Genomic DNA, 13492 nt, shown 5'->3' with positions numbered 1-13492 from the left:
TCGGACTCCCCATGTCCCCATCCGCTCAGACATCCGGCAACCGGAGTCAGCACCGCACGGTCGCGCTCGCCGCCATGGCGGGCACCACCATCGAGTGGTACGACTTCTTCATCTACGCCCTGTGCACCGGACTGGTGTTCAGCAGCCAGTTCTTCGACGGGCTGGGCGAGGACTCGCTGATCATCTCCTTCGCCACGATCGGCATCAGCTTCTTCTTCCGGCCGGTCGGAGCCGCACTCGCCGGCCACCTCGGTGACCGGCTCGGCCGCCGCGCGATGCTGATCGCCACCCTGCTGCTCATGGGCGTCTCCACCACCCTGATCGGCCTGGTGCCGTCGTCCGCATCCATCGGCATGAGCGCCCCGGTCATCCTCGTGTTCCTGAGGATCCTCCAGGGCCTGTCGGCGGGCGGCGAGTGGGGCGGTGCCGCGCTGATCTCCGTGGAGCACGCACCGCCGGGGCAGCGCGGGAGGTTCGGTTCCTACCCCCAGCTCGGCGCACCGCTGGGGCTGCTCCTGGCCAACGGCGCCCTCGCCGCGGTCACCGCCCTCACCACGGACGACCAGTTCCTCGCCTGGGGCTGGCGCATCCCCTTCCTGCTCAGCGTCGTCCTCGTCGCCGCCGGGTTCGTCATCCGCCGCAAGGTCGAGGAAAGCCCCGTCTATCGGGAGCTGAAGCAGTCCGGCAACCAGTCGCGCGCCCCGATCGCCGTGCTGTTCAAGAACCACTGGCCGCTCGTCGTGGCCGGTGCCCTGCTCTTCGCCGCCAACAACGCCGTCGGCTACATGACCACCGGCGGCTACGTCCAGAGCTACTCCGTGAACCATCTGGGCATGGACCCGACGCTGATCCTCATCTGCGTCATGGTCGCCGCGGTCGGCTGGCTGGCCAGCACCCTGGCGGGCGGCCGGTTGTCCGATCGGTTCGGCCGCCTGCGCGTCTACCGCATCGGCTTCGTCATCCAACTCGCCTGGATGTTCCCGTTCTTCGCACTGCTCAACACGGCGAACACCGGTCTCGTCGTGGTGGCGCTCATCCTCTACAGCATCGGCTTGGGGCTCACCTACGGTCCGCAGGCCGCCCTGTTCTCGGAGCTGTTCCCCACGGCCGTCCGGTACAGCGGTGCGGCCCTGTCGTACGCCATCGGAGCCGTCCTCGGCGGCGCCTTCGCGCCCATGATCGCCGAAGCGCTGCAGTCCAGCACCGGCACCGTGTACTCCGTCGGCGTCTACCTCGCGGCGGTGACGGTGATCGGGCTCGCCGTCACCTTCTTCCTGAAAGAGCGCCAGGGTGTGCCGCTGAGTGACGCCGAAGCCGGCGAGAAGGACGAGCAGGCGGTCGTGACCGCCTGAGGAACCTCGGACCGGCGACGCAGCCCTCGCCTGCGACGGACGGCCGGTCACCCCCCACCCCCCACCCACCCCACACACATCGAGGAGCCTTCACATGAACGAGCCGCAAACCGATCTCACCCGCCCGGCGTCGTCCGAAGTCCGCCCGCACGGAGCCCTGACGCGCCGCCGCTTCTGGCAGCTCGGCGCCGTCGCAGCGGCCACCGCCGGCGCGGCGTCGCTGCTTCCCGAGCGCGCCTCCGCCGAGACCTCGGCGTCCGCGGACCCGACCGCGCAGGACTACTTCGACCGCGCGGCCGAACTGGCCGGCGACAACCCGGTCCTCACGGGCATCGTCGGCGCGCTCACCGCCGGCTACACCCCGCCGAGGCCCCCCGCTCCCGCGCCACTGCGGATCTTCGACAACGTCGCCGTGCTCAGCGTCGGTTTCGTATCCGCCACGGCGATCCTCACCCCTCGCGGCATCATCCTCATCGACGCCCTCAACAACCCGGACGAGGCAGAGCAGTACATCGTCTCCGGGCTGCGCAGCCTGGGGGCCGACCCCTCGACGATCAAGTACGTCGTGGTCACCCACGGCCACGGCGACCACTTCGGCGGCGCCCAGTACCTGGCCGACCAGTACGGCACCCGGGTCATGATGGCCCCGGCCGACTGGGACCTCGTCGCCTCCACGTCCCCGGCCAACGCGCCCACCCGCGACCTGGACATCGCCGACGGCCAGAAGCTGACGCTGGGCGGCACCACCGTGACGCTCAACCACACGCCGGGCCACACCCCCGGCACCGTCTCACCGATCTTCCCGGCCCGCTGGCGGGGCCGCACCCACACCGCAATGCTGTGGGGCGGGACCAACCCGCCCGCGGCCACCGCGAGCAAGGAGACCTACCTCGCCTCCGCCCTCACCTTCGCCTCCCGGGCGAGGCGGGCCGGGGTCGACATCGAGGTGAGCAACCACGGCTTCGCCGATTACGGCCTCGAGCGCATGGAGGAGCTGCGCAGTGCGCCGAACGGTCGCGAGAACCCGTTCATCGTGGGCACCTCGACAGCACAGCGCTTCATGAAGATCGTGGAGACCATGCTGCGCGGCCGCATCGCCCAGGACCAGGAGGCCGCCACGACGACGGCGACGACGGCGACGGCGACGACGATGGTGGCCACGAGCGCCCACACGGCAGACTGCTGCTGAGGTCCGCGACAAAAGGACGGTCACCGACTGCGGGCGCAGCAGTGACCGTCAGTCGCTGATGGGGGGAGGATCTGCGTCATCTCCTGCTCAAGGATGTCTCCGCTTGCGCCGGCCTTCGGCGGGGCCGCGGTCGAGGTGGATGCGAGTGGACCGCCAATGTGGCACAACTGCCCTCACGATCCAGGACAGGTCCAGGGTTGCGGGCAGCGTTCGGCAGCGGGCGACGTGTAGGGGTGCCACCCGCTTCCAGGCCAGCGGAGCGATGTGGCCGTGAGATGAAGCGGGCAAAGTCCTCGGCGGTGACGCGTGACAGGCTGGCGACCGTCGTCTCCGGCAACGCCGTGGTAGTCGCCGCACGCGGTCCACGCAACATCGGAGGATACCGGCAGGGCCGCAGACGCCCCCAAAGGCGTTTGACTTTGCAGGAGTGAAGGCTACGACCTGGCGGGTCGCGAAGAGTTCCCGGGGTCGGATGCTGCGCGTTGGCCGTAAGACTCGTGCCGTCACCGCGCTCTTTCTTCGGGTGCTTGAGAGAGGAGAACCCGAGTGCAACGGTGCCCACAGCAGACACTGAGCCCACCTACTCAGAAGCCCCGCCGGGCCGCCTTCAGTTCTAGTGGTCGTCGCACGCCCCTCTCACACGCCTACCACCGACTGCGTCGACTCCCCTGGACCAGAATGCCCTGACCTGGCATTACGCGCTCATCTTGGACTGGCCTGGACGCCCACGGACGGTCTCTACAACCTGTGCCAGGTCGTACCGAGCGAGGGCCCGAGGATCAGGACCGGGGCCTCGTCCGGCCCGTCGAATCGGTACTGGAGGGCGGGGGTCATCGTCTCACTCACCGCTCCACGCTAACGTCCCGTCCTTAGTGCTCAGTCCCAGGCCCCCGAATCAGCCCGGACGGCTCCCGAACATCAGCGGGCAACTCTCACATCGTCTTCACCGGAGCGCAGGTCACACGCCGGGCACACCGCCTTCACGGGATGACCGACGAAGGCGTCGAACAAACATTCCCGCGTGTCGCGCGTCGTCGTCCTTGGCTGGGTTCCGGCCGGGCGCGGCTGGTGGTGGTGGTCGGCCGTCCCGGGCGAGGACGTGTGCTCGATGTCGACGGTCGACGGTCGTCGTCGGTCGACGGTCGACGGTCGTCGTCAGCCGGCGGTCGTCGTCAGTCGTCAGTCGTCGGTCGTTAGTCGTTAGTCGTCGGTCGCTCCCAGGCCGGTGAGCGCGCCCACCGGGTCGAGGTCCGGTATGCCTCTCGGCCACCAGTCGTCGTGGCCCGGTTCGGACTCGTACGCGTACCAGAGGCCGTCGCGGCCGAGGCGGAGTTGGACGTGGCCTCGGGGGTGGGTGAGGTGGTTGCGCCAGGGGCGGAAGGCCGGGAGGTCGGCGGCGAGGAGCAGAGGGCGGGCGCGGTCGAAGCGGCCGGCCGGCGGGTCCCAGGATTCCTCCAGGACGGCCAGCCCTTCGGAACCGCCCTGACGCCAGGCGGCGACCGCGCGTGCCAGATCGGCCGGGGTGCGCCCGGTGGCCGCGGCCAGGGAGGAGTAGAGGGAGCGGGTCGTGGCGGTGAGACCGGAGCCGGGGCGGGCGGCGGCGAGCCGTACCGCGTCCTGCCACAGCGTCAGTTCGGCCACCGGGTCGCGTCCCGTGGTGAGCAGTGCGTGCGCGCGGGCGGCCGCGTCGGTGGCCAACTGGTCCAACGCGAACGGGTCCGGGCCGCCGGGTGCGCCCGGGTACACCGGCGGCTGTTCCGGATGCGGCGGCGGGGGCGACGGCTCGGGCAACGGCGGGAGGGTGCGCGGAGCGAGGGCGTCGCGGGCCCGGACACCCGGAAGCGGTGAGGGCTCCTGCTCCTGCGCGGCCCGGGCCGCACGGGCCGCGTTGCGCCGCGACAACGCGTCGAGCAACTCCCGCTCGCCCCGGCCCCGCAGAAGCAACAGCACGAACGGGTCCTCGTCCAGCAGCCGTGCCGTCTGATAGCAGAGCGCGGCCGCATGCTTGCAGGGGTGCCCGAAGTCGGGGCAGCTGCAACGGGGTTCGAGCTCGCCGGGGCCGGGCAACAGGCGCACGCCCCTGCCAACTCCAGCTCCGCGCCCACCACGACCTGCTTCGGGCCCGCGTTCACGACCCGGTCCGGCTTCGGCTCCAACCTCGGGTCGCGGTCCGGCTTCGGCTCCAACCTCGAGTCCCGGTCCGGCTTCGGAGCCAACCTCGAGTCCCGGTCCGGCTTCGGAGCCAACCTCGAGTCCGATTCCAGCTCTACGACCTGCTTCAGGTCCGAGTCCGGGTCCGGGTCCGGGTCCGGGTCCGGCGAGAGTTTGCGGCAGTTCCTTGTCCAGCAGCGCGGCGATGTGGCCTGGTTGCTCCGCCGCCGCGTCCAGGAAGCGGTCCCATTCGCCGTCGTCCAGCGTCCTGAGACGGACCTGCACCCGGTACGGCCGGGGCCTGCTCCCGTGCACATACGCCAGCACCAGCCCCGGCGTGACGGTGATCGCGTCCACGTGCCCCTTGTCGGCGTACGCCCGCCCACGCGCCAACCTCGCCGCGTCCAACGCGCCTTCCTCCAGAGCCGTCACCCACGCATTGCCCCACCAGCTCTCCGCGAACGCCTCCCCGGTCGAGGGGCGCGGCGGCAACGGGCGGAAGGTGCGCCGCAGTTCACCGTCCCGGGAGGGGGCAGCCATGGTGCGGGGGACGCGAGGGGCTGCAGGGAGGTCGGTGTCCGGCTGCGGGGCACTGGGCCGGTCGGGGGCGGACTCCGGGTCGGGTACGGCCGCTGAGGCCTCCCGCCGCGCGGAGGGGCCGCCTGTGCTCGGGGACGGGTCGTGCGTGGAGTGGCCGTGAACGACGGGGCCATGGGTCGGGCGGTCGTGGGTCCCGACCTCGCGAGGTGGCGGCGGCTCGTGCTCCTCGCCCGCCGCTGCCGAACCGCCACCGTCCCCCTCGGTATCCGGGCCCGCGGTGGAGATCTCGTCGGGTTCCGGATCATCGGAGGGCAACTTGAAAGCGTCGGCGAGCAGTGCGCGTACCTCCTGGACCCGACTCCCCGAGGACCGATCTTCCGACACGCCCCCTGGGGCCTGGTTTCCCGGCGCCCGGTCTCCCCCGGCACCGCTTCCGGCGCCCCGGCCCTCCCGCAACCGGGCCGGCGGCAGGCCGACGGCTCGTCGCGAAGCCCGGGCCCCCTTGCCCGCAACCCCGGCAGGAGCGCCCTCTGCCTCGGCCCTGGCCCGCTCGGCAGCGTCGCGTGCGGCCCGCAAGGCTTCCCGGGCGATGTCGCCTGGGCGAGCGCCGGGCGCAGTCCCCTCACCGGGCCACGCACCGGGCATACGTCCGTCACTGGCCCGGGAGCCGGCCTGGGGCTCCCCATCGGGGCGGAGGCCGTGCTCGGTCACCTCATGGGCCCGGGCACCATGCTCGGTCACCCCATGGGCCCGGGCACCGGAATCAGGCTCGTCCCCGAGCCGGGAGTCCCCCTGCTCAGCAGCAGCACGCTCCGTCGCCCGCCCGCCAGGAGGCCTCCGCGTCACGGACTCGGCCGCGCCACTCTCCACCGCCGCTCGGGCCACACCCCGCCCTCTCACAGACTCGGGCGCGCGCCTCTCTCCCGTCGGCTCAGCGGCGCCCCTCTCCTCCCTCGGCTCCTCCAGGCCGGCCACCCTGGATTCCGCAGCCCTCCGCAACGCCTCCCGCGCCACGTCACCCGGCCGAGCGGCGACCTGTGGGGCTGTCCGCGCCCCGGACGCCCCCTTCGGCCTCGCCGCGCCGGCACCCTGCGCAGAACCCGAACCTCGTTGATCACCGGCCTCGGCCCCATACCTGTCCCGTTCCCGCGCCGCCCGCAACGCCCGGCGAACCACGTCGGCAGGCCGGGGCCCGGCACCGGAATCCGGCCCGTCCGCCCCTCCCCCGTCCGCGTCCCCCGGCTCTCCCGCGTCCACCTCGTCGGACAGCCAGACCCCTTCGTCGGTCTTCCTTCGCGGGCCCGGCTGCTCCTCGGCGTCCCCTCCCGCAGGCCGCCGTGCCCCCGCCGCAGCCTCAGCAGCGGCCTCTTCCCCAGCCCGCACGCTCTCCTTGGCGCCTCCCTCCGCACCTCCCGGCGTCCTCTCGCCCCCACTCACGCCGACCTCCGCAACGACACCAGGTCGGTCAGCTCCCGGTCCGTCAGCTCCGTGAGCGCGGCCTCGCCCGAGCCGAGGATGGCGTCGGAGAGGGCCCGCTTGGATTCCAGCATTTCGGCGATGCGGTCCTCGATGGTGCCCTCGGTGATGAGGCGGTGGACCTGGACGGGCTGGGTCTGGCCGATGCGGTAGGCACGGTCGGTGGCCTGTTCCTCGACGGCGGGGTTCCACCAGCGGTCGAAGTGGACGACGTGGCCGGCGCGGGTCAGGTTCAGCCCGGTGCCGGCCGCCTTCAGGGACAGGACCAGAACCGGCGTCGCTCCGCTCTGGAAGCGGTCCACCATCAGTTCGCGGTCCTTGACCGGTGTGCCGCCGTGGAGCAGCTCGACCGGGATCGCGCGCGCGGCGAGGTGCGCGGTGATCAGGCGGGCCATGCCGACGTACTGGGTGAAGACCAGCGCCGAGCCGTCCTCGGAGAGGAGCGTGTCCAGCAGCTCGTCCAGCAGGGCCAGTTTGCCGGAGCGGCCGGCGAACCGGTCTCCGGCGGCAACACCCGCCTCCTCCTTCAGATACAGCGCCGGGTGGTCGCAGATCTGCTTGAGGGCGCCGAGGAGTTTCAGGACGAGGCCCCGGCGGGCGATGCCCTCGGCCGTCTCGATGGCGAGCATCGACTCGCGCACGACGGCCTCGTACAGGGCGGCCTGTTCGCGGGTGAGGGGGACGGGGTGGTCGGTCTCGGTCTTGGGCGGGAGTTCCGGGACGATGCCCGGGTCGGACTTCTTGCGGCGAAGGAGGAAGGGGCGGACCAGGCGGGCGAGGCGGGTCACGGCCTCTTGGTCCTCGCCGTTCTCCACGGCACGGGCGTGGCGGGCGCGGAAGGACTTCAGCGGGCCGAGGAGCCCCGGGGTCGTCCAGTCGAGCAGGGCCCAGAGCTCGGAGAGGTTGTTCTCGACCGGGGTACCGGTCAGGGCCACGCGCGCGGAGGTCGGGATCGTGCGCAGGGCCTTCGCCGTAGCCGAGTAGGGGTTCTTGACGTGCTGGGCCTCGTCGGCGACGACCATGCCCCACTCCTGTTGGGCGAGGAGAGGGGCCGCCGAGCGCATGGTGCCATAAGTGGTGAGGACGAAGCCGCCGTGGAGGTCGTCTAGGGTGCGGTCGGAGCCGTGGAAGCGGCGTACGGGCACGCCGGGGGCGAAGCGGGCGATCTCGCGCTGCCAGTTGCCCAGCAGGGAGGCGGGGCAGACGACCAGCGTGGGTTCGGGGCGGGCCCGGCGCAGGTGGAGGGCGATGACCGTGATCGTCTTGCCCAGGCCCATGTCGTCGGCGAGGCAGCCGCCGAGGCCGAGGGAGGTCATGAGGTCCAGCCAGGCCAGGCCCCGGAGTTGGTAGTCGCGGAGGGTGGCCGAGAGGCCCGGGGGCGGGTCGACCGGGCCGATGCCCACCGTCAGGCGGTCGCGGAGGGCTGCCAGCGCGCCGACCGGTACCGCCTCCACCGTCTCGCCGTCGACCTCGGCGGTGCCGGCGAGGGCCACGGACAGGGCGTCCACCGGGTCGAGGAGGCCCAGTTCGCGTTTGCGTGCCTTGCGGACGAGGGCCGGGTCGACGAGGACCCACTGGTCGCGGAGGCGGACGATCGGGCGGTGGGCCTCCGCGAGGGTGTCCATCTCGGCCTCGGTGAGCGGGTCGCCGCCGAGCGCCAACTGCCAGCGGAAGCGCAGCAGTTCCTCACTCTCGAAGAAACCGGTGCCGTCCGTGGCGGAGCCGGGCGCCGGGCTCACCTCGGCGCGGGCGCTCAGGTCGTGGGCCAGGTCCCGGGGCCAGTGCACGGCGACGCCGGCCGCGCCGAGCCGGGTCGCGGCGACGCCGAGCAGGTCGGACAGCTCGTCCTCGGAGAGGGCGAGGACATCGGGGACGTCCTGCTCGGAGAGCCGGTCCAGGGGCGGCCAGACGCGGGCGGCGCGTCGTACGGCGAGGGCGGCGTCCACGCGCGCGCGGGGCCCGAACGCCGCGTCCGCGTCACCCGCCCACAGCGCGGCGGCGTCGATGACGAGGGTGGGGTCGGCGAGGCTGTGCACCTGGACGACGGCCGCGCCCGCCCGCGGGGCCCCTTCGCTGTCGTCGAAGAGGTCGTGCGCCGCCAGGTCGAGGCGCAGGGAGACGCGCACGCCCGCGTCCATGCCCGCGGCGACCTCGGCCGCCCAGTCGCGGGCGTGCGGCAGTCGCTGTCCGGTGTGCGCGGCGAACGGTTTCCCGGAGACGTACGGCGCAGCCGGGCCGCGCGGCAGCGTGTCGGCGACCGCGTCCAGGAAGGACCGCATCAGTGACTCCGGCTCGGGCAGCCGCAGCGGACCCTTGCCGGGCAGCGGAACCGCGTGGCCCTCGTACGGCAGTGCCGCGGCGACGGCCCTGAGGTGCGCGATGTCGTCCGGGTCGAGCGGTCCCGCCCGCCACGCGTCGTACCCCTCGGTGGTCAGTCCCGGCAGCAGCCGCCCCCGGGCGATCAGTCGCAGCGCGTGCAGCGTGGCCGCACCCCAGCAGGCCGTGGCGGGGTGGGCGGCGGGGTCGCGCCGGGCGCGGGTGAGCAGGGGAAGGGCTTCGCCGACCGGCAGACTCACGGCGGGGACGGTGCCCCGGCGGGCTCCGGAGCCGTGCTGTCGTACGACCGTGAGGTCCTCGGTGTCTCCCGGCGGCGGCTCGCCGCCCGCCGGGTCCCAGAACGCGAACCGGCCGTGGCGGGGCAGCGGAGCCGGGAGGAAGACGGCGGCCAGCCGGACGGGGACGGCCGTCCGCGCGGGGACGGCCGTGTCGGCCTCGGGAACAGCCATGTCCCGCATGTGTCCGGTCACCTCCCGCCCTTCCGTCGGATGAGCCGTCTCAGGCTCCGATCAGCTGTCTCCGACTCTACGGGCGGGGTCTGACAATCGGTTGCGACGCCTGTGTGCGAGCACGCCCGGACCGACGTTTTCCCTGTTCAGGGCACTGTTCGTGACACCACGTACACCATCGGATGGTCCGGGTTGGACCGGTTCACGACGATATCGTGGGTGGGTGCGGGGTTCTTCTGGTCGCTGACGAGGCCGTACCAGGGGCCCGAGCCGGTGAAGTCCCAGCCGACGATCCCCCGGTCGCGGGCGTTGACGGCGATCTCGTCGTGTTCCAGGTTGTCCGTGCTGACGCCGATCTGGTTGAGGAAGCTCTCCAGGCCCTCGTTGCTCGTATAGAACTGCACATAGAGACGGCTGGTCTTCCAGTTGTTCGTCTCGTAGTACGCGACGTGCTTGGAGTACGGCGGGATCGGCACCTGGTAGAGGCGCTGCTGGACCCGGGAGGGCCAGTGGGCGGTGAGGCCGGTCGCCGAGTACTTCTTCTCCTTGTCCTTGCCGCTGTCGCGGCTCTGGTTGGCGGAGATCACCAGATAGCCGGCGGGTACGCCGATGAGCAGCACGATGATCGCCAGGGTGATCGCCCTGCGGCGGTTCCTGTGGCGGCGGTTCTCGGCGGGCCGCTCCGGCTCCTCCGGGGAGGCGCCCTGGCGCGGCACGGAGGCGGTCACGCGGAGTCCTGGGTGGTACGGCGGGCCTCCACGTACCGCGCGTACCGCTCGTACCGCTCCACCCGGCGCCGGTTGGCGCGGCGGAAACGGCGGGCGACGAGTCTGGCGAGGTCGGCGGCGCCCACCATGCCGGCCTCGGGTCCGAGCTGGGCGCGCGCGATCCGGGCCTCGGGGCGGTAGCCGCGGCCGGTGAGGTGGCGGCGGAAGGAGTCCCGGGCCGGGCCGATCAGCAGGTCGTCGGCGGCCGAGACACCGCCGCCGATGACGAAGCAGGACGGGTCGAGGGCGGCGGCCAGGTTGGCGATGCCGACGCCGAGCCACTGGCCGATGTCCTGGAGCAGCTCGATGCACATCGCGTCGCCCTCGCGGGCGAGTTCCGTGATCATCGGCCCGGTGATGTCGGCGATGTTCCCCTTGACGTGCTCGATGATCCCGTATGCCACCGGGGAGTCGGCCGCCGCGAGTTCGCGGGCCTCTCTGACCAGGGCGTTCCCCGAGCTGTACTGCTCCCAGCAGCCGCGGTTGCCGCACGGGCAGCGGTGGCCGCCGGGCACGACCTGCATATGGCCGAACTCGCCCGCGACGCCGAACTTGCCGCGCTTGACCTGTCCGTCCTCCAGGATCGCGCCGCCGATGCCGGTGCCGAGCGTGATCATGACCAGGTGGTCCTCGTCGCGGCCGGCGCCGAAGCGCCACTCGGCCCAGGCGGCGGCGTTGGCGTCGTTGTCGACCAGGACCGGGACGGCGAGCCGGCCGGCGAGGCGGTCGCGCAGCGGCTCGTTGCGCCAGGACAGATGGGGGGCGAACAGCACGCGGTTGCGCTCCGCGTCCACCCAGCCGGCGGCGCCGATGCCGACGGCGTGCACGTCGTGCCGGTCGGAGAGGTCCAGGACCAGTTCCGTGATGGTGTCCTCGACGACCTGAGGGCTCTTCGACTTGTCCGGGGTCTCCGTGCGGAGCTTCTCCAGGATGTTGCCGTCGGCGTCCACGACGCCCGCCATCACCTTCGTGCCGCCGATGTCGATGCCGACGGTGGGGACGCGGGGGGCCGTCAGGTGGGAGCGGCGCTCGCGCGTTCCCACGGTCCGCAGGACGGTGGCCCGCGCGGAGCCGCGGTGGGTGAAGTCGCGGTAAGTGCTCATCGGACCGATTCTGCCTTAACGCTCCGCTCGGTGTGCCGTGGGGGCGGGGGTGCCATCGGTTGTTCTTCGGGTGCGGGTGGGTGGGGGCTGGTCGCGCAGTTCCCCGCGCCCCTCAAAGGCACAGGGGGTACCCCTCGCTCACGACCTCACCAGGAGTTGGAAGTCGAACGAGTAACGCGACGCCCGGTAGATGTGGGTGCCGTATTCGACCGCTCGGCCCGTGTCGTCGAAGGTGGTGCGCTGCATCGTCAGGAGGGGTGCGCCCTCGGGCTCGGTCAGGCGGTCGGCCTCGTCCGGGGTGGCTGCCTTCGCACCGATCGTCTGGCGGGCGCTGTGGAGGGTGATGCCTGCGGCGCGCATGAGGCGGTAGAGGCCGGTGGCCTCGAGTTGGGGGGAGTCGAGGTCGAGGAGGTCGGTGGGGAGGTAGTTGCAGAGGTAGGCCATGGGTTCGCCGTGGGCCAGACGGAGTCGCTCGATCCGGTGGACTTCGCTGCCCTCGGCGACGGCGAGGGCGGCGGCGACCTCGGCGGAGGCGGTGACGGTGGTGTTGAGGAGAACATGGGTGGCCGGGCGCTGGCCGGCGGCCTCGAGGTCGTCGTAGAGGCTGCTGAGTTCCAGGGGGCGTTTGACCTGGCTGTGGACGACCTGGGTGCCCACGCCGCGGCGCCGTACGAGCAGGCCCTTGTCGACCAGGGACTGGATGGCCTGGCGGACGGTCGGGCGGGACAGGCCGAGGCGTGCGGCCAGCTCGATCTCGTTGCCCAGCAGACTGCCCGGGGTCAGCTCACCGTGCTCGATCGCGGCCTCCAGCTGCTGGGACAGCTGGAAGTAGAGCGGGACCGGGCTGCTGCGGTCGACGCTGAGCTGGAGCGACACGGTCGGAGCCACTTCTGGTTTCGGCACGGGCCGAGCGTAGCCCCGGTGCTTGTTGACGGGAAGTTGCGTAGTTCGGTTGTCCGGACAAACCATTGACACGGCGGCAGGTGCGACCCCACTTTGTTTCCCATGCGCATCGGACTCATCGGGGCGGGTCGCATCGGGACTTTTCACGCGACCACGCTCAGCCGCCACCGTGATGTCGGCTCTCTGATCATCACGGACGTCGATACGGCTCGGGCCCATGACCTCGCGGATCGCCTCGGCGAGACGGTGGCGCCCGGCGTGGACGAGATCTTCACCTGGGGTGTGGACGCCGTGGTCATAACGGCCGCGACGTCGGCCCACGGCGAACTGATCGGTCGGGCAGCGCGCTCGGGGCTCCCGGTCTTCTGTGAGAAACCCATCGCCGTGGACCTGCCGAACACGTTAAGCGCGCTGACGGAGGTCGACGCCGCCGGGACGGTGCTGCAGATGGGCTTCCAGCGGCGTTTCGACTCCGGCTATGTCACCGCGCGGGAGGCGGTACGCGCGGGCCGGCTCGGGCGGCTGCACACCGTACGGGCGCTGACGGCCGATCAGACGCCGCCGCCCGCGGAGTACTTGCCGGTCTCCGGCGGGATCTACCGGGACTGTCTGATCCACGACTTCGACATCGTGCGGTGGGTGACCGGGCGCGAGGTCGCCACGGTGTACGCCACCGGGTCGGACGCCGGGCACCCGATGTTCCGGGAGGCGCACGACCTCGACACGGCGGCCGCCGTGCTCACGCTGGAGGACGGCACGCTCGTCACGGCCACGGCGGCACGCGTGAACGGGGCCGGGTACGACGTCCGGCTGGAGCTGGCCGGTGAGCTGGACACCGTGGTGGTCGGGCTGGACGACCGTACGCCGGTCGCGTCCACGGAGGCGACCGGGCCGCCGCCCGCGGACAAGCCGTGGACCGGCTTCCTGGAGCGCTTCGCCACCGCGTACGAGGCCGAGATCGCCGCGTTCGTCGAGGTGGTGCGCGGGGAGCGGGCCAACCCCTGCGACGGTCGCGAGGCCCTCCAGGCGCTCCGGATCGCCGAAGCGTGCGAGCTGTCCCGGCTGGAGCACCGGCCGGTGAACCTGGGCGAGATCCCGGGGGGCCGGGAGTAGCCCCCTGGTTCCCGGCCCGGCCCTCGGATTTCGCCCCGGCCCGGCCCTCGGATTTCGCCCCGGGCCGGACGGTTCGCTTGATGTCGCGGCTGCGGGTCCGGTGGGGGCTGGC

Annotated in this window: 8 protein-coding genes; 3 read left to right on the top strand and 5 right to left on the bottom strand. The window is 72.1% G+C overall.

All coding sequences use genetic code 11. From position 1 onward, the window contains the following. The first annotated feature begins 11 nt into the window (after positions 1 to 11). Together ACFU53_RS21670 and ACFU53_RS21665 are read left to right on the top strand one after the other, a co-directional pair. Entirely contained in the window at positions 12 to 1352 is a 1341-nt protein-coding gene (locus ACFU53_RS21670; RefSeq protein ID WP_383994692.1) for an MFS transporter, read from the top strand. 94 nt (positions 1353 to 1446) lie between these two features. Continuing rightward, positions 1447 to 2541 carry an MBL fold metallo-hydrolase gene (locus ACFU53_RS21665; RefSeq protein WP_383994689.1) on the top strand — a complete coding sequence of 365 codons (1095 nt, stop codon included), beginning with the start codon at positions 1447 to 1449 and terminating at the stop codon, positions 2539 to 2541. 1200 nt (positions 2542 to 3741) lie between these two features. Here the strand turns inward: ACFU53_RS21665 and ACFU53_RS21660 are convergent. The 5 genes from ACFU53_RS21660 to ACFU53_RS21640 form a co-directional block, all read right to left on the bottom strand. Further along, complete coding sequence (locus ACFU53_RS21660) at positions 3742 to 5232, bottom strand: SWIM zinc finger family protein (protein ID WP_383994772.1); 1491 nt, start codon at positions 5230 to 5232, stop codon at positions 3742 to 3744. Between the two features lie 1433 nt (positions 5233 to 6665). Beyond that, the gene (locus ACFU53_RS21655; protein WP_383994686.1) at positions 6666 to 9503 is read right to left on the bottom strand and encodes an SNF2-related protein; all 2838 of its coding nucleotides are present in this window, start codon (positions 9501 to 9503) and stop codon (positions 6666 to 6668) included. Positions 9504 to 9640: 137 nt separating this feature from the next. Further along, positions 9641 to 10222, bottom strand: coding sequence for a sugar kinase (locus ACFU53_RS21650; protein ID WP_383994683.1), 582 nt, complete (start codon positions 10220 to 10222; stop codon positions 9641 to 9643). Next, the gene (locus ACFU53_RS21645; RefSeq protein WP_046709070.1) at positions 10219 to 11364 is read right to left on the bottom strand and encodes an ROK family glucokinase; all 1146 of its coding nucleotides are present in this window, start codon (positions 11362 to 11364) and stop codon (positions 10219 to 10221) included. Before ACFU53_RS21645 ends, ACFU53_RS21650 begins: the two co-directional genes overlap by 4 nt. Positions 11365 to 11502: 138 nt before the next feature. Then, complete coding sequence (locus ACFU53_RS21640) at positions 11503 to 12240, bottom strand: GntR family transcriptional regulator (RefSeq protein ID WP_383994769.1); 738 nt, start codon at positions 12238 to 12240, stop codon at positions 11503 to 11505. 129 nt (positions 12241 to 12369) lie between these two features. Between ACFU53_RS21640 and ACFU53_RS21635 the strand changes: the two genes are divergently transcribed. After that, positions 12370 to 13380 (top strand): Gfo/Idh/MocA family oxidoreductase, encoded by a 1011-nt coding sequence (locus tag ACFU53_RS21635; RefSeq protein ID WP_383994679.1) that lies wholly within the window; start codon positions 12370 to 12372, stop codon positions 13378 to 13380. Positions 13381 to 13492 lie beyond the last annotated feature (112 nt).

The organism is Streptomyces sp. NPDC057474, assembly GCF_042802555.1.
GTDB lineage: Bacteria > Actinomycetota > Actinomycetes > Streptomycetales > Streptomycetaceae > Streptomyces.
Note: the sequence above shows the minus strand (reverse complement) of the source record. Positions and strands in the feature narration are given on the sequence as shown.